The 16,772-nt window shown below is 63.5% G+C and carries 17 protein-coding genes; 5 read left to right on the forward strand and 12 right to left on the reverse strand.

Annotated elements, in window-relative coordinates; translation table 11 throughout:
• Window positions 1-96: 96 nt before the first annotated feature.
• From GS429_RS10550 to GS429_RS10590, 8 genes are all read right to left on the reverse strand, one after another.
• Window positions 97-3,114: an FAD-binding and (Fe-S)-binding domain-containing protein gene (locus tag GS429_RS10550; protein ID WP_160065322.1), complete on the reverse strand. Its 3,018-nt coding sequence runs from the start codon at window positions 3,112-3,114 to the stop codon at window positions 97-99.
• A gap of 201 nt (window positions 3,115-3,315) precedes the next feature.
• Window positions 3,316-3,918 carry a superoxide dismutase gene (sod, locus tag GS429_RS10555; RefSeq protein ID WP_160065323.1) on the reverse strand — a complete coding sequence of 201 codons (603 nt, stop codon included), beginning with the start codon at window positions 3,916-3,918 and terminating at the stop codon, window positions 3,316-3,318.
• 265 nt (window positions 3,919-4,183) lie between these two features.
• Entirely contained in the window at window positions 4,184-4,645 is a 462-nt protein-coding gene (locus tag GS429_RS10560) for a DUF7344 domain-containing protein (protein ID WP_160065324.1), read from the reverse strand.
• A 279-nt stretch (window positions 4,646-4,924) separates the two neighbouring features.
• A complete protein-coding gene (ndk, locus tag GS429_RS10565) occupies window positions 4,925-5,389 on the reverse strand; it encodes a nucleoside-diphosphate kinase (RefSeq protein WP_160065325.1) in 465 nt (154 codons plus the stop codon).
• The gene (locus GS429_RS10570) at window positions 5,386-5,838 is read right to left on the reverse strand and encodes a 50S ribosomal protein L24e (RefSeq protein WP_160065326.1); all 453 of its coding nucleotides are present in this window, start codon (window positions 5,836-5,838) and stop codon (window positions 5,386-5,388) included. The genes ndk and GS429_RS10570 overlap by 4 nt, the downstream gene beginning before the upstream one ends.
• Window positions 5,839-5,841: 3 nt before the next feature.
• The gene (locus GS429_RS10575; RefSeq protein ID WP_008159535.1) at window positions 5,842-6,066 is read right to left on the reverse strand and encodes a 30S ribosomal protein S28e; all 225 of its coding nucleotides are present in this window, start codon (window positions 6,064-6,066) and stop codon (window positions 5,842-5,844) included.
• An 11-nt stretch (window positions 6,067-6,077) separates the two neighbouring features.
• Window positions 6,078-6,440, reverse strand: a complete 363-nt coding sequence (gene rpl7ae / locus GS429_RS10580) for a 50S ribosomal protein L7Ae (protein WP_160065327.1) — start codon at window positions 6,438-6,440, stop codon at window positions 6,078-6,080.
• 486 nt (window positions 6,441-6,926) lie between these two features.
• Complete coding sequence (locus tag GS429_RS10590) at window positions 6,927-7,331, reverse strand: carboxymuconolactone decarboxylase family protein (RefSeq protein WP_160065328.1); 405 nt, start codon at window positions 7,329-7,331, stop codon at window positions 6,927-6,929.
• A gap of 250 nt (window positions 7,332-7,581) precedes the next feature.
• On the opposite strand from GS429_RS10590, the gene GS429_RS10595 reads away from it, so the two are divergent.
• Window positions 7,582-10,044: a tRNA(Met) cytidine acetyltransferase TmcA domain-containing protein gene (locus GS429_RS10595; RefSeq protein WP_160065329.1), complete on the forward strand. Its 2,463-nt coding sequence runs from the start codon at window positions 7,582-7,584 to the stop codon at window positions 10,042-10,044.
• A gap of 56 nt (window positions 10,045-10,100) precedes the next feature.
• On the opposite strand, the gene GS429_RS10600 is transcribed toward GS429_RS10595, so the two are convergent.
• Window positions 10,101-10,841 carry an SDR family NAD(P)-dependent oxidoreductase gene (locus GS429_RS10600; RefSeq protein ID WP_160065330.1) on the reverse strand — a complete coding sequence of 247 codons (741 nt, stop codon included), beginning with the start codon at window positions 10,839-10,841 and terminating at the stop codon, window positions 10,101-10,103.
• 126 nt (window positions 10,842-10,967) lie between these two features.
• Between GS429_RS10600 and GS429_RS10605 the strand changes: the two genes are divergently transcribed.
• From GS429_RS10605 to GS429_RS21850, 4 genes are all read left to right on the forward strand, one after another.
• Complete coding sequence (locus GS429_RS10605) at window positions 10,968-11,453, forward strand: DUF456 domain-containing protein (RefSeq protein WP_160065331.1); 486 nt, start codon at window positions 10,968-10,970, stop codon at window positions 11,451-11,453.
• Window positions 11,454-11,546: 93 nt separating this feature from the next.
• Window positions 11,547-11,720 carry a DUF8014 family protein gene (locus GS429_RS21845; RefSeq protein ID WP_201293998.1) on the forward strand — a complete coding sequence of 58 codons (174 nt, stop codon included), beginning with the start codon at window positions 11,547-11,549 and terminating at the stop codon, window positions 11,718-11,720.
• Window positions 11,721-11,917: 197 nt separating this feature from the next.
• Window positions 11,918-12,838, forward strand: coding sequence for a carboxypeptidase-like regulatory domain-containing protein (locus tag GS429_RS10610; RefSeq protein ID WP_160065332.1), 921 nt, complete (start codon window positions 11,918-11,920; stop codon window positions 12,836-12,838).
• Between the two features lie 112 nt (window positions 12,839-12,950).
• Entirely contained in the window at window positions 12,951-13,124 is a 174-nt protein-coding gene (locus GS429_RS21850; protein WP_201293999.1) for a PhlB family protein, read from the forward strand.
• A gap of 49 nt (window positions 13,125-13,173) precedes the next feature.
• Here GS429_RS21850 and GS429_RS10615 read toward each other — a convergent pair whose 3' ends face one another.
• From GS429_RS10615 to GS429_RS22165, 3 genes are all read right to left on the reverse strand, one after another.
• Window positions 13,174-14,910: a glutamate--tRNA ligase gene (locus tag GS429_RS10615; RefSeq protein WP_160065333.1), complete on the reverse strand. Its 1,737-nt coding sequence runs from the start codon at window positions 14,908-14,910 to the stop codon at window positions 13,174-13,176.
• Window positions 14,911-15,105: 195 nt separating this feature from the next.
• On the reverse strand, window positions 15,106-16,209 hold the full coding sequence (gene idsA3 / locus GS429_RS10620; protein WP_160065334.1) for a geranylfarnesyl diphosphate synthase: 1,104 nt from the start codon (window positions 16,207-16,209) through the stop codon (window positions 15,106-15,108).
• A gap of 1 nt (window position 16,210) precedes the next feature.
• Window positions 16,211-16,772 (reverse strand): MBL fold metallo-hydrolase RNA specificity domain-containing protein (locus GS429_RS22165; RefSeq protein WP_328821344.1); only part of this gene is annotated, 562 nt, incomplete at its 5' end.

The following is a 16,772-nucleotide window of genomic DNA, read 5'->3' on the forward strand; positions in this document are numbered from 1 at the left end:
TGGTACCGTCCTCGAAGGCCTAAATCGTTCGTTCTCGATCACGCGAACGGTTCGGTTTCAGGGTCGTCAACTTGCCGACTTACCACACCCGCCGACTCAGCCCTCGAGTGCGCTCTCAAGTACCGTTATCGGGTGTGATGGCCGATCGTAGCCGTCGAAGTCCCCGATCTGCGTCCGGCAGGAGGTACCCGACGCCACGACGGTCGGATCAGCCCGCCCGGCCGTCGAGTCCGAACCTGCGGTCGCCTCGAGTTGATCGCGCAAGAGCGAGCCGATCGCCCGCGAGAGGTCGTAATGTTCGGCTTCGTACCCGAAGCTGCCGGCCATTCCGCAACAGCCCGAGTCGACGGGATCGACCGCGTAGCCCGCCCGTCTGAGCAGCCCAACCGCGTGGTGGTCGGCCCCGCGAGCCTTCTGGTGACAGTGGCCGTGGTAGGTCAACCGTCCCCGGTCGTCCCCGTGATCGAACGATAGCCGTTCGTCGAGCCGGTTCGTATCGAGATACTCGCAGACGCCGTACGCGTTCGACGCGAACCGTTCGAGACGGGCATCGTCGACTCGAGTCGAAAGCAGCGACCGGTACTCGTCGACGACCATCGACGCGTCCGACGGTTCGACGAACAGGAGCGAATAGTTACGCTCGAGGTACGGCTCGAACACCTTGAGAAGGTCCTCGCCGCGGTCTGCGGCCTCGTCGAGCAACCCCTGCGAGTACGCTGCCCGTCCGGTTGGACCGAGATCAGGGACCGTAACGCGGACGTTCGCAGCCTCGAGAAGTCGGACGGCGGCTTTGCCGAGCGCGGGATTCGAGTGGCTCGTTATCGTGTCGGGAAAGAGGACGACGCCCTCGGTCGCCGTTTCCGGATCGACCTGTGGGCCCCGACTCCGGAACCAGTCGACCAGCGACTCTCGTTTGAACGTCGGTAGCGTTCGATCGGGTGCGATACCGATCGTTTTCTCGAGTGCCGTTCGTGCGCCCGGTAGGGCCGTCGCGCGGTTCGCGACCGGTGCGACTGTACTTCCAGTCGCGGCGAGGCGATCGATATTCGCGAACAGCCGCTCCCGCAGGGAAACGCCCTCGCGGTCGTGATACTGGTGTTTCACCTCCGCTTTGAGCTTCGCGAGGTCGACTCCCGTCGGACAGTCGCTCTGACACCCCTTGCAGCCGATACAGTGGCCGAGCACGTCCTCCTGAAATTGCTCGCCGTACAGGGCTTCGGGATCGATCTCGCCGCTGATCGCCGCCCGGAGCAGGTTGGCTCGGCCGCGAGTCGTCGCGATTTCTTCCTCAGTTGCCCGATAGGTTGGACACATCACGTCACTCCCGGTCTGTCGGCAGGCCCCACAGCCGTTACAGCGTTCGACGAGGTGGGAAAAGCCGCCGTCATCGTCGAAATCGAGCGCCGTCCGCGGTTCGAGCGAGGCGTACTCGGCTCCGTATCGGAGGTGCTCGCGAATATCGGTCCGCTCGTCGTCCCGATAGACGACTTTCCCCGGGTTCAGCTGCCAATCGGGATCGAAAGCGGACTTTACGTCCTTGAACGCCTGCCAGAGGTCGGGACCGTACAGTTTCGGGTTGAACTCCGTCCGGGCGAGGCCGTCGCCGTGCTCCCCCGAGAACGCGCCGTCGTGCTCGAGCGCGAGGTCGGTGACGTCCGCGGCGATCGAGCGCAGTTTCTCGACGTCGCGATCCGTCTTCAGATTCAACACGGGCCGGATATGAAGGGTTCCGACGCCCGCGTGGGCGAAGTAGGCGGCCGTCGTGTCGTGGTCCGCAAGAATCTCCTGAAAGCCGGCCACGTACTCGGCGAGTTCGTCGGGCGGGACGGAGGCGTCCTCGACGAACGGGTACGGTTTCGGATCCCCTTCCATGCTCATCAGGAGGGGGATCGCGGCCTTCCGAAGCTTCCACAGCCGATCCTGTCGTTCGGGAGCGAGCGCTTCGATCGAGTCGAACGCGGATCCCTCGGCGACGAGATGGGTCGTGGCGGCCTCGAGTGCCTCGGCGAGGTCGTCGATTACCTCCGAGTCGAACTCGATCATCAACGCCGCGGCGGTCTCGTCCGGGATCGGAGCCGCGTACTCGGCGTACTCCGGCGAGTCGGCCGCCAGCCGGAACACCTCCTCGTCCATTAGTTCGACCGCGCTGGCCTCGAGTTCCAGAGCTTCGGGCACCGCGGCGAGGGCCTCGAGCAAGTCGTCGTAACAGCAGACCGCGAGCCCGGTTCGCTCGGGCCGCGTCACGAGCGACAGTTCGGCTTCGACGACGACACCGAGCGTTCCCTCCGCGCCGACGATCAGTTTCGAGAGGTTGATGATCCGGTTTCCCTCGGCGTCGGTTCGGCACACTTTTTGCAGGTTGTAGCCGCTGACACAGCGTTTGAGCGTCGGATACCGATCTTCGATCTCGTCGGTGTTGTCTTCGACGATCGCCCGAACCGACCGGTAGATTTCGGCCTCGCGATCGCCCTTCGAGACGATTTCCTCCCATTCGGGGCTATCGAGGACGACGTCTCGGGTCCGGATCAGCGACCCATCGGCGAGGACGACGTCGCACTCCTCGACGTAGGCGTCCGTAATCCCGTAGCGAACGGAGTGTGCACCCGTCGAGTTGTTTCCGATGCCGCCGCCGATCGTCGCTCGGTTCGACGAGGCCGGATCGGGCGCAAAGCGGAGCCCGTGGGGCTCGAGTGCGTCGTCCAGGTCGTCCTGAACGACTCCCGGCTGGACGGTCGCACGCTTTGCGTCCGGATCGATCTCGCGAATGTCGTCCATGTGGCGAGACAGATCGAGGACGACGCAACCGGGTCCGACGGCCTGCCCGGCGAGCGAGGAGCCGGTACCCCGTGGGAGGACCGGGATCCCGTGCTCGGCCGCCACGCGGACCGCGGCACGGACGTCGGCTTCGTGTCGCGGCAAGACGACCCCCGCCGGCTGGGCTCCGTAGACACTGCCGTCGGTCGCGTAGAGCACCCGCGTGTACTCGTCGAAGCGAACGTCGCCATCGACTGCGGCCTCGAGGTCGGCCGCGAGATCGCCGGCCGTTTCGACGTCGATCTCCGCCGGAGCGGGCTCGAACACCCGATCGTCGCTCACGACTGGGTCCGTAGCCATACCAGCAATGGGCTGTCGAGGACCAAAATTATGGGTGCCATTCTCACACAGTGCCGGAGGCGATCTGTCGGGTGGTGAGGGAGTCGGAGAGAGCCGATCGGGGACGGGGCAATCCGCACTCGAGTTAGAGACGCAGCGCTCGATGACTGGTGGTCGAAAAAACGTCGAGATTGACTGGCTCGTCGCGTAACTGCGACTGGATTACTCGAAGTGGTCGAGGCAGGTCTGGTACTCGTCTTCGGCCTTCTCCCAGTTGACGACGTCGAAGAAGGCGTCGATGAAGTCGCCACGGTCCGGACCGTAGTCGTAGTAGTAGGAGTGTTCCCAGACGTCCAGCGCGAGTACGGGGTGTGCGCCCCAGAGCGCGCCCTGGTCGTGCTTGTCGACCGCGAGATTGCGCAGTTGCTTGGCAACCGGGTCGTACACCAGCAGCGCCCAGCCACCGGCAGCGCCGGCGGCGGCCTCGAACTCGCCCTTCCAGTTCTCGTAGGAGCCGAAGTCCTCCTCGATGCGGTCGGCGAGGTCACCCTCTGGTTCGCCGCCACCGTCCGGCGCCATGTTCTCCCAGAACAGCGTGTGGAGATAGTGTCCACAGCCGTTGTGGGTGACGTTGCTAAGAGCGCCGGGCGTCGAGCCGAAATCGCCCGACTCGCGGTTCTCTTCGAGGGTCTCTTCGGCGGAGTTGAGACCGTTGACATAGCCCTGATGGTGCGTGTCGTGATGCCAGGTCAGGACCTGTTCGGACAGTGCCGGTTCGAGCGCGTCGTAATCGTACGGTAGTGGTGGAAGTTCGTGGTCAGCCATTGGTTTCACCCGTGGTTTGATATCTGCATCTCTCCTGTTAAGTTTTGAGGAGGGAAACGATACCACACCGCATAATCGGTCGTCGTCCCGTCGTGTGATTCGCCACTCCTCGGGTGATCCCACGACGGATCACGTGTTAAACCTTTCATACGGTCTGGTGTAACTGTTTCCCGAAGTGACCGCAGGACTGTTCGCCCCCGCTCCGGGAATGACGTCCAGCAGTCCGCATCAGGCAGTCACAGCCCTGTCAACACCGTCCTCCTCGCTACGAAAGCTCTTTGTGCTGTGCGTGTTCGAGCCACTCCTCGAGTGACGGCTGGGTCCAGTAGCGAACCGTCTCGCTGCGCTGATCGTGTTCGAGGACGCCCGCATCCTCGAGTTTTGGCAGATGTGTATGCTGAAGTTCCGTCCGGACCCGCAGTCGCCGTTGCTCGAGATCCGAGCTACAGTCGGCGTTAGCGTGGATCTCGGAATCGGGGCCGGCACTGGGACCGGGACCGGGATCCATCGCCGTCTGCGCGTGTTCTGACCCCGCGTCGGAGTCACCAGACTGCAGTGCGACGACGGCCTCCGTGACCTCGTCGATCGTTGCGACGCCGTCCGGCTGGTCGTGCAGAAAGTACAGTGTGTACCGCCGCCGCCGGTTCGAGAGAAGGTCGAAGATCAGATCCAACGATGGCGTTACCTCCGCCGTGATCTTCGCCGACTCTCCCTCTGTCTCACGCATCCACGAACCACCTACCGTACGTTGCCATTCGAAACCACCAACCGACTCTACTGCAGCCGACACATTAGATGTTACGTCTACCTAGAAAAATACATGTGTTGAATCTATGAGACAGTTCGCGGAATACTGCCGAGGCTACGCGCCTTTTACAGGGGCTGCCGAAGGACCGGTCAGTCGGCGCGATACTCACAGAGTCAAGAAAAACGCTGCAATACGACGCGGTGCGACGCTGTCTCCGACCGGGAGACGGTTCGAGTGCAGGTCGTCGCTCTCCGTTCGTTACTCGTAGAGCCACTCGGCGTCGTGCTGATCGTAATCGGTCAGCTCGTCGTCGTCGAAGTGGATCGCAATCTCGCGTTCGTTTGCGCCCTCGTCCTCGTGGTCGGCAGCGTGGACGACGTTGCGACCGAGATCGAGCGCATAGTCGCCGCGGATCGTTCCGGGTTCGGCCTCGAGTGGATCGGTCTCGCCGATCATCTGACGAACCTGTCGGGTCGCGTCCTGGCCCTCCCAGACCATCGGGACGACGGGGCCGGAGGTGATGAAGTCGACGAGGTCGTCGTAGAACGGTTTGTCCTCGTGTTCACCGTAGTGTTCCTCGGCCCGTTCGCGGGGCATGGTTTCGACTTTGATTCCGACGAGTTTGAGTCCGCGGTCCTCGAGTCGCGAGATAACCTCGCCCACGAGTCCACGCGCGAAGGCGTCGGGCTTGACCATCACGAAGGTCCGCTCGTGGTCGCTCATTGTTGAGCCTCGCTTTCGGCCTCGTCCGTGGTTTCGTCGTCTTCTGCGCCGCCAGCGACGTCCTCCGCATCGCCGTCGGCAGCCGCTTCGGCTTCGCCTTCGACGGCCTCGCCCTCGGCGACGTCCTCGTCACCGGCGGGTTCGGAGTCGTCGTCTTCGTCGACGGCTTCGTCTTCGTCTTCAGTCTCGAGGTCGTCGTCATCTTCGACGTCGACGGCCTCGTCCTGATCGACTTCCTCGTCGGCTGGCGTGTCGGCCTGGGTCGGACCCTTGCCGCGACGGCCTTCTTCGGTCCACTCCAGATCGCGCGGTTCGCGCCCGAGCTTGTAGTTTTTCTCCGCCTTCGAGTCTACGAAGTGGAGCACGGTACCGTCGTTGCGGACGTACATGATTCCTGTGCCGGGTTCGATCTCTTCGCCCGTGTAGTCACAGGTTCGCTTCTCGACCATTGGTTATTGTCCTCCGATGGAGTCCGCCTCGCGGGCAGTCTCGCGAAGCTGGAGGATATCCCCCTCGCGAACCGGCCCGAGGCAGTTTCGGGTAATGATTCGTCCCTGATTCTCGCCCTCCTTGATCCGGCATTTGACCTGCATGGCTTCACCGTGCATGCCGGTCTTACCGACGATCTCGATGACCTCGGCGGGCGTAGAGCCGCTTTCTTCCTCTTCAGCACTCATCTCTGATCACCTCAGTCGAGGTCCTCGACCTTGTCGGCGATATCTTCGACATCGTCGGACGCCTCGCCGGCGTCGACGACCGCTGCGGCAGCCGAACCGACCTCGAGGCCGGCGGCGTGGCCGACGTCGTCCTGGGTCTCAATGAAGACGACGGGAATGCCTTTCTCGTCTGCGAGATCCGGAATGTGCATGACGATCTCTTCGGGAGAAACGTCCTCGGCGACGTAGACGAGGTCGGCGTTGCCGCGCTCGATTGCCTTCGTCGTTTCGTTGGTTCCTTTCTTTACTCGGCCCGTGTCTCGTGCGACCTCGAGCGCCTCGAGGGCGTCGTCGGCGAGGTCGGCTGGGATGTCTGTGTTTACGTAGACTGACATTGGTTGTTCACCTCTCCTACACGTGGGCTCGCGCTCCCCTGCCGTCCGGGGCACTGGGTACCCCGTGCCGAATCGATTCCGGCGGAAGTCCTGTGAGGCTAGGAGCATCATCAACCCCGCGTAGGGTGTACTTCGTCAGTAGCGTTGCCCCCCTTAAAAGCGTGTTCAAACGGCCGAGGCTATGGGACGGTGACGCACGGCTAATTCGGCGTTTCTCTCGATCGACGACCAGTCAGTTTGGCGACTCGTTTCGCCGCATTGCTTTCTCCCAATTTTTCGTGTGCAGGCACGGGCGAAAAAGTGAAAAGTGGCCGGACGTCCAGCAGTTATCCGGGCTGCTGTACGGTGTTCTCGGTGTTGTCCGCGGTGGACAGTCGTATCGTATGCGAGTCCACCACTCCGTCTCATACGGATTGCTGTAACTATTTATTGCCGATCGCCAGAACGGGGTCGGCGATCGGCGGTGATTGACTACAGTAAACCGTATCAGTCGTCGCTCGGCGCTGCAGCCTGCTGGTTCTTGACGTGTTCGACGATCTCCGCGGTCTCGGTTTCGAACGCGTCTTGATCGATCGACATCCCGTGAAGTACCGTCGAGAAGTACCGAACGTCGCTGGCGACGGCGACCGCCTCCGCGAGTTCGGTCTCGGTCACGTCCTCGAGCTTCGCCTCTTCCGTGTGGAAGTGCGTGCAGTAGGGACACTGGATGGCCGCTGCCGCACTGAGGGCGACGAGTGCCTTTTCTCGCTGTGAGAGCTCCGTCTCTCCGAACTGGAGGTCACGAACCGTGTGCCAGCTGTTGTCCGCGGCTTCCGCCGGAAGCGCTTCGATCCAGCTCGGAACCTGCCCGAGATACTCCTCTATCTCCGCTTGCGTTTCTGTGGATACCATGGTCTTCTCCTGTCGCTCCGCTGGGTTTCGTACGCGTCGGCAGAATCTCCCCTCTGCTGAACTCGGCTGCGATCGAAACCCGGTTCTAGCACGCCTCGAACGGCAATGAAATTCACACACTGCGACCCGATACGACGGTGGAAATATTTACCCCGAGCAGTACGGACGGAGAGAACGTACTGATCGGTTTGATGATCCGTCGCCTGTCGTCTTCCGTTGCCTATTACTCTCGAGCCCCCAATTCGATCACATGGACGAGGAGGTCGTCGAACTCGCCGAATCGTTATTCGAGGAGGCGACGCGAGCCAACGAGCGACGACTGCTGGTACTCGCCGGCGAGCGCGAGTCCGGATACGACGTTCTCGAGTCGATTCTCGACACGCTGTCGGTCCCGATCACCGCGACGACGCTGGTCGGCCCGGACGACCGCCTCCGCTGTGAACAGCTCCCGCAGGCCAACGCGAGCGACCTTCTCGGAACGACTCGAGATGTCGTCACACTCGACGCTCACGAGGGACTTCGGCCGAACGCACTCGGCAAAGTGGTCGGCACGGTCGACGGCGGCGGCCTCCTGCTCTTGCTGACGCCACCGCTCGAGGACTGGCCCGCCGAACACGGCGAGTTCGACGAGTCGCTCGCCGTCCCTCCGTTCTCGCTGTCGAACGTCACCGGTCGGTTCAGACGCCGACTCGCCGAGACGCTCCGAGCGCACCGCGGCATCGCCATCGTCACCCTCGAGACCGGACGAATCATCGACGACGGGCTAACGAACCCGGGTCCGCGGCTGGAAGATCAACGGGAGAGGAAGACGGGCCAACGGTCGGAAGACGAACAGGCGACGAGCCCGAAACTGAAGCCGATCAGCGACCGGCGGTCGTCGCTCGAGACATCGACGGCCGGTCGATGGCAGGCCCAGTCCCGCCTGGAGTCTCGGTCACGATTCCCCGACGAGGCCTACGAAGCCTGTCTCACGAGCGATCAGGCCGACGCGGTCGAAGCCCTGGAATCCCTCCTCGAGCCGTCTCCTCGAGCCGTCGTTCTCGAGGCGGATCGCGGGCGCGGCAAATCGAGCGCGGCGGGACTCGCGGCGGGGGCGTTCGCCGCCGACGGGATGGACGTGCTCATCACGGCCCCTCGGTCGCGGAACGCGGCGGAGATTTTCCACCGCGCCGGCGAACTCTGTGAGGCGCTCGCGGACACCGACACCGCAGCGGGGCGTCGTCACCTCGAGACGGGGACCGGCGGTCGGGTTCGCTTTCTCGAACCGGCTGTCGCCGCCGACCGACCCGAATCCGCCGATATCGTCATCGTCGACGAAGCCGCTGCGCTCCCGGTTTCGGTACTCGAATCGCTCCTCGAGGCTGACCGCGTCGCGTTCGCGACGACGGTCCACGGCTACGAGGGAGCAGGTCGAGGATTCTCGGTCCGGTTCCGGGATCGACTCGCCGAGAGCGACCACGAGGTGGTCGATCGAACGCTCCTCGAGCCGATCCGGTATGCGGCGGGCGACCCCGTCGAGGTCTGGGCGTTCCGCGCGCTGCTCCTCGATGCGCGGCCCCCAGTCGATCCGCTCGTCGACGATGCGACGCCGGACAGCGTCGCCTATCGGCGACTCGAACCCGACGCGCTGCTCGCGGACGAACAGCTGCTTCGGGAGGCCTTCGGGCTGCTCGTGCTCGCACACTACCGCACCGAACCCAACGACCTCGCGCGGCTGTTCGACGCGCCGAATCTCGAGGCCCGCGCGCTCGTCCACGACGGCCACGTCGTCAGCGTCGCCCTGCTGGCTCGCGAGGGAAACCTCCCGCCGGAAACACGGACGATGATGTACGAGGGTGGCCGCGTCCGCGGAAACATGCTCCCCGACGTCCTCACGAGCCAGCTTCGCGACGAAGCCGCGAGCGAACCGGCCGGCCTTCGGGTCGTCCGCATCGCGACCCACCACGCAGTTCGGTCGCGAGGGCTCGGGTCGCACCTGCTCGAGTCCGTCCGCGAGGAAGTAACCGACGGTGAGGTGCAATGCGCCTACAACGGGGAACGGAGTCGGGATTCGGACGCAGACCAAAACCGACAGTCCCGCGAGTCGATCGACTGGCTCGGTACCGGTTTCGGCGCGACGCCGGCCCTTCTCGAGTTCTGGCGCGAGAACGGCTATCGGACGGTCCACCTCTCGACGACCCGCAACGACGCCAGCGGGGAGTACTCCGCGCTCATGCTCGCGCCGACGAGCGATTCTGGGGCCGCGCTCCACGACCGCCACGCCGACTGGTTTGCGAATCGGTTTGCAGCCCTCTGTTCGGACTCGCTGTCCGATCTCGATCCCGACATCGCCCGCGAAGCCCTGCGATCCGCCGACGCCGCGGCGGCACCGGCACTCGAGATTACCGACCACGAGTGGCGCGTCGTCGCCGGCGCAGCGTACGGGCCCGGACTGTTCGACGTCGATCCCGGCCCGTTTCGTCAACTCGTCGTTCGCTACTTCATCGACGACCCCGACGAGATAGACCTGACCGTCCGCGAGGAACGGTTGCTCGTCCTGCGTGCCCTCCAGGCTCACGACTGGGCGACCGTCGCGAATCGCCTCGAGTACCACTCGACGGGGCAGTGCAAGCGGGCGATCGGCGACGCGTTCTGCCCGCTCGTCGACCGATACGGGCCGGCTGTAGCACTCGAGGAACGGGAGCGGTTCGCCGACCCCGAGTATACCGAGTAGAACGAACGGGATCGATTCGCTGACACCGAGGAGGAAGAGCGGGAATCGAGACCGCTTCAGAGCAATCGTCGCAGGAGTCCCTCCGGAGCCAGATCGAAGGCCCACGCCAGCAGCCGCCAGCGCCGCGTGACGTAGGCGTGGGATCGCTCCTTCCGAATTGCTCGAGCGATTTGCTCGGCCGCCGTTTCGGGGGAACACTTCCACAGATCGCCGTAGGAGAGTCTGGTGTCGACGAATCCGGGTTCGATCGTCGTAATCGTCACGTCGGCGTCACTACCGGCCTGTCGGTTTCGGAGCCCCTCGAGATACGTCGAGGCGTACGCTTTCGAGGCGTTGTACGCCTGCGTGCCGCCGTTGCCGAAGTGGGCCGCGACCGAGGAGATCCCAACGAGGTGGCCGTCGCCGTCGCTCGCGTGGTCGGGCGTGGTCTCGAAGTACTCTATCGCGGCCGTCGCGATCGCCGTAAACCCGCGGACGTTGACGTCGATCGTTTGGCGTTCCTGAGACCATTCGAGATCGTAGTTCGCGTGGGCGACGCCCGCGCTGATGACGACGAGATCGACCGACTGCATCGCGTCGGCGAGTTCGAAAAACCCGTCGCGAGCGTCTTCGGTGTCGGTGACGTCCATCGTCGCGACGTAGGCGTTCGTCGGTAACTCGCCGCCGATTTCCGTCAGTCGATCCGTGCGACGGGCCGTCAGCCCGATTTCGTAGCCGTCGTCGGCGAGCCGGCGGGCTACCGCTTCACCGATTCCCGACGACGCGCCGACGATGATCGCACCGCGTGTCTGCGTCATATCCTCACGTTCGTACGGGTGCACGTAATGGTACTGGAGCGCAGTTCAGCGACGGACACGACGGGCGGGATCGAAGTGCCGAAGGCCGTACACCTTTGTCGTCTCCGGCCGTTGGGCACCTATCGTATGGTCGATGCGGTCTCCATCATCGCGGTCGCCTTGCTCGTCGCCGCCGTTGTCGGAACGCTCCTCCCGCTCGTCCCCGGCGGACTGCTCTCGCTGTCCGGGCTGTACCTCTACTGGTGGCACTCCGGCTTTGCCGAGCCCGGAACCATCACGCTCGCCGTGCTCACCTTCCTCGGCGTGCTGACGCTCGTGGCCGAGTTCTTCGGCGGATCGATCGCGGCTCGAGCGGGCGGCGCGTCGTGGCTGACCACCACCGTGGCCACCGTCGTCGCCGTCGTCCTCATGATCGTTACCGGTCCGCTGGGACTGCTCGTCGGACTGTTCGGAACCGTCTTCGCGATTGAGTACGTCCGGGGCAGAGACGCCGCAAACAGTACGCGATCCGCACTCTATGCGACGGGCGGGCTGCTCGCCTCGACGGCGATTCAGGCGCTGTTGACGGCCACGATCCTGTTCGCGTTCGTCATCTCGGTCTTCCTGTTCTGATCGCGGTGTTCGTCTTCGGAGTACGGTGATCCCGTTTCGGTTCCAGTCCCGACTCGCCACAAACACTGACTACCGTGCCGTCGTATAGCCGCTATGACCTGTCCGGAAGACGACTGCGACCGGCCTGCAACCGTCGAACTCCACATTCCCTGGGCCGACAACCGAACGGTCTGTGCCGCACACGCTCGCGTGCTCGGCCAGCAGGACGGCGTCGTCGCCGATCCGAAAACGGAGCGCGGAGACGATTTACTCGAGGACGAGCGATAGGTGTCTCGAGCGCACTGTACACGGGAGTGTCCTCCCTACAGAGATGGACGCGTTCTGGATACCGTCCGGGAAGAAATAATATCCTGGCCGACACAATATATTTCAATACATTCGTCAGAAATTTTCGTTTCGAATTGCGATAACGTCGAAGTTCAGAAGAGATATGACTGGATGGCCACTCCACACCCACAGCTATCATGCAGCCCAATCGTCGGACGTTTATCCAGCGCTCGAGTCTCGTCACCGCGGGTCTTCTCGGCACCGCGAGCACCACGAACGCAGCCGGGGCCGCTTCGGTCACGTCCGAGGAGACGGGACACGTCGAGGGAACGATTACGTATGGCGATCACCCCCTCGCGGATATCGACGTCCTCTTCAGTGACGAGTACAGCGCGGAAACCGACGGGAGCGGCTCGTACGAACGCGATCTCGAGCCCGGATGGTACACGCTTACGGTAGCTGCCGACGGGTACGCTACCGAAACGCAAACGATCGAAGTCACAACGGACGAGACCGTCACGGTCGATTTCGGACTCGAACGCGAGTGGGGTCCCGGCGAGGGTGAGTTCGACGTCTACGTGACTGAGGTCGGCGGCGGACCGACGCTCGAGTGCCTGGTGACGATCTACGGCAACGGCGAAGAACACAGCGTCGTCGCACCGGGCGGGACGATTCCCGACGGCGACAAGTGGGAACGGGGGTTCGTCGTACCCGAAGGCTGGTGGGAGATTCGTGTCTCGGGTATCGACGACTACGGCGATGGGTACGACGAAGTGTACGTCGAGGAGGACGGGTTCACCCGATCACGAATCCAGGTTCCGGACGAGGATCGGACGATCCATCACAACGGCTGGGTCACCGGAACGGTGACGGACGATGCCGACGAACCGATCCCTGAGGCGAGGGTAACGGTTATCGACGACACCACGCGGACAGCGACAACGACAGCGACGACATCTGCGGACGGCGAGTTCACAATCGAACTCGATCACGGCGAGTATATGATGGTTGTCGAGGCGGACGGCTACGAACCTGGACGAACGGACGCGGTCGTTCGGTTCGGGCGATTAACGGAGCAGCACGTGACTCTCGAGCCACAGTTACCCGAGTCTCTGTAACGGCAATCGAGTTCTCGCCACGCCGTCCCTGTCGCCAGCCCCTGTACCGCCGTTCTGTCCCGATTTGGACCCGACGCCGAAACTTATCCGTCTGCAACATGTTACTGTTGCTATGAGCATGTTCGAGCGTCTCGGCGAGAAAGTCGAACGGATCAAACAGGAAGCGGTAGCCGGACGCGAGGACAGCGCCAAGTACCGCTGCCGTGACTGCGAGACGGGGCTCTACAACGACGCCGACTCGTGTCCGGAGTGTGGGAGTACCGACCTCGAGCGACTCGGGGAATAAGTTACGGCTACAGCCACCGTCTCCTAATCCACATCCCGCCGACCCTCATTCAGGGATGCGTGTAGTAGGCGACGGTCTCCTCGGCACCGCCTTCGTCGTCGCTTTCGTGACGATCGATTCTCGCGAACCCGACCCGTTCGAACTGCACCATTTCGTCGGAATCGAGGTTGCCGACGCCGGGTTCGGCGTGGCCTCGGACGTCCCCCTCCATCGTTCGCATCCGAACGGGCACGGACTCGTCGGCGGGGACCCAGTGAACGACGTCGACGTCGCCCTCTCGAACGACGTCGATGTCTTCGCCCGTATACTGGAGCGTATCGCGGGTAAACTGGAAACATCCCAGCCCCTTGAGCCAGATTCGCGCCTCGCGCTGGGGGAGATCGTCGGACTCGAGCATGACGGAGTCGCCGACCGGAATCTCCCGGACACCGCGGTCCTCGTGGTTGGGGTGTAGCGGCGGGTTGGCCTCGTCTGGCGGGCTGCCGCCGAGCGGGAGCTGGTTCCCCTCACGGACGAGGAACCGGCGGTCGGTCTCCTCGTCGATCAGGTCGCGGTTCTCCGCGTAGATGGAACTCATCGCGAGATCCACGTCGCTGGTCGAGGTGCCGAGTCCGACCATCGCGTCGACGATGGCATCACCGCGAATGCCGCGGCGGCGGAGACTCTTGAGCGTCGGCGCGCGCGGGTCGTCCCAGCCGTCGAGTTCGCCCTGCTCGATCAGTTCGGAGATCGTCGAGGTGCTCATCTTCACATCGTAGGCGTCGAGCTGGACGTGACCCCAGTGGATGACCTCGGGGTACTCCCAGCCGAAGTAGTCGTAGACGAACTGCTGGCGCTTCGCGGAGTCCTGAAGGTCGATGCCGCGGATGATGTGGGTGACCTCGAGCAGGTGGTCGTCGACGCCGGACTGGAAGTCGAGCATCGGCCAGCAACGGTACTCGCTGGCCTCCTCTCGAGGGTGTGGCGTGTCGATCATTCGGAACGCAACCCAGTCGCGCAGTGCGGGGTTTTTGTGTTCGATGTCGGTTTTGACCCGCAGGACCATCTCGCCGCTTTCGTACTCGCCGTCGATCATTTCCTCGAACTCGGAGCGGACGGTCTCCCCGTCTTTGTCGCGGTGCGGACACGGCTCGCCGTTGTTTTTCAGCTCCGAGAACGCCTCGCCAGAACACGAGCAGGTGTAGGCCCCGCCCATCTCGATCAGTTCGCGGGCGTGATCGTAGTACGTCTCGAGGCGGTCGCTTGCCCGATAGGTCGCGTCGGGCTCGAAGCCGAGGTAGTCGAGGTCGTCCAGGATCGCGTCGTAGGCCTCGAGATCGGGCCGTTTCGTCTCGGGATCGGTGTCGTCGAAGCGAACGCAGAACCAGCCGTCGTAGCGGTCGCGATAGGTGCCGATGACGGCGGGCATTCGGGCGTGGCCCACGTGCCACGGGCCGTTCGGGTTCGGCGCACAGCGCATCCGGATCTCGTCGTACTCGTCAGCGTTTGGCAGGTCGGGAAGGTCGTGCTCGTCCGCCTCGTCTTCGGCCTCGATTTCGGCGAGTTCCTCGGGTGCGAGATCCTCGAGGCGCTCGCGCTTTTCCTCGTACTCGAGGTCGTTGACCTCGCCAATGACGCCACCGGCGATTCTTGGGATCTCGTCGCCATGCGGACGGAAGTCGGGGTTGTCTCCCATCAGCGGCCCCATGATCGCGCCGACGTTGGCGTCGCTCTCGTGTTTGACGGCGTTCAACAGCGCGTGCTTTTCGGCCTCACGCTCGACACGGTCTCGTAACTCGTCGTCCATTACCGAGACGTATTCGGTCCCGGCCCAAAACCTCCGCGGTGTGCGTTCAGTGAGTTTTCGATGGCACCCAGTGGGAGCTTCGTCATCGTCGATAACTCGACGCTCGTTCTCAGAGCCTGTGAGGGGATATAGCACTAACTGAGCAGAGCGGTACCGACGGAAGAATACGCACCAGTGTGAAAGCGGCTGTTTCGGCTAGTAGCCGCGTTCGATCAGGTAATCCGCCAGATCACACAGCAGTTCGCGAGCGTCGTTGTCCGGCAGCACTTCGAGTCGCCCCTTCCCCTGTGCGACGAGGTCCTGGGCCGTCTCGTTGGCGTAACTGATCGACCCCGCTTCCTCGAGTTCGGAAACGGCGTCGTCGATCTCGGCTTCGGTGACCGCGTCGACGTCGTTCGTATCGACGAGCCCCTCGATATCGACGCCCTGATCGCGGGCGTGGACGGTGATCAGCGTCTGTTTGTGTTCGACGAGGTCGCTGCCGCGCTGTTTCCCGAGTTTCTCGCTCGGAACGGTCAGATCGAGGACGTCGTCCTGGATCTGGAACGCGCGGCCGATATCGAGGCCGTAGCCGTAGAGTGCGTCGACGGTCTCATCGTCGGCACCGAGCAATATCGCGGGAAGACACGCCGAGGCAGCGTACAGCACTGCGGTCTTCTGTTCGACCATCTCGAGGTACTCCTCGGGCGACACGTCGCCGCGATTCTCAAAGGTGACGTCGAGGGACTGTCCCTCGCAGATCTTCGTACACGTCGTTGCGAGCACCTCGAGGGCCTCGACCATGCGATCGGGAGCCGCACCCGTCTCGAGCATGATCTCGAAGGCTTTCGAGTAGAGCGTGTCGCCGGCGAGAATCGCCGTCTCGAGGTCGTACTCCTTGTGGACGGCAGGAACGCCCCGTCGCAGGTCGTCGTCGTCCATAATGTCGTCGTGGATCAGCGTAAACGACTGGATGACCTCGACGCTGACGGCGGCGTTCATCACGTCGATCAGGTCGGGCGCTTCCGACTGACCGCTCGTGTCGGCCGCGGATCGAGACCCGGCGGTTTCGGCATTGAGCGTCGGGAACTCGCGGTAGTCCTCGCTCAGGGGGTCGACGTCCGCTAGCGCTTCTGCCGTCGTGAGTAAGACGGTCGGACGAAGCCGTTTACCGCCCGCATCCAGCAGGTACCGCGACGCTTCGTAGAGCCGTTCGGGTCGCTGGATCGGCAGTTCTTCGGGGATCGCCTCGTTGACCTGCTCGCGGCGCTTGCGGACCGCCTCGAGCACCGCCTCTTCTCGTGCCTCTGGGGTCGTCATATCAGTCGACAATCTGGATGAGGTTGCCGTTTCGCGAGACGTGGAGGTCCCGTCCCATCTGGTACCCTTCGCCTTCGCAGAGCTTGACGTATCCCGACAGCCCCTTCAGATCCTGATGGGCGGGAATGATGTTCTGGGGCTGAAGCGCGTCGAGCATCTTGTAGTGTCCTTCCTGGTTCATGTGACCGGAGACGTGGATGTCGTCGTAGATTCGGGCGCCCTGCATGCCGAGCAGCTTTTCGGCCTGGTAGCGCTGACCCTCGTTGGTCGGCTCCGGAATGACGCGTGCGGAGAAGACGACCTTGTCGCCGTCGTCCAGTTCGTACGGCGTCTCGCCGCGTGCCATCCGGGTGAGCATCGCGCGGGGCTCGCCCTGGTGGCCGGTGACGACCGGCAGGAAGTTCTCCTTGCCCTCGTTCATGATCCGCTTGAACGTGCGGTCGACGGACTTGCGATGGCCGAACATTCCCAGATCGTCCGGGAAGTCGACGAAGTCGAGTCGCTCTGCGGTTCCGGAGTACTTCTCCATCGAGCGACCGAGGAGGACCGGCTGACGGCCGATA

The organism is Natronorubrum halalkaliphilum, assembly GCF_009834785.1.
Lineage (GTDB): Archaea > Halobacteriota > Halobacteria > Halobacteriales > Natrialbaceae > Natronorubrum > Natronorubrum halalkaliphilum.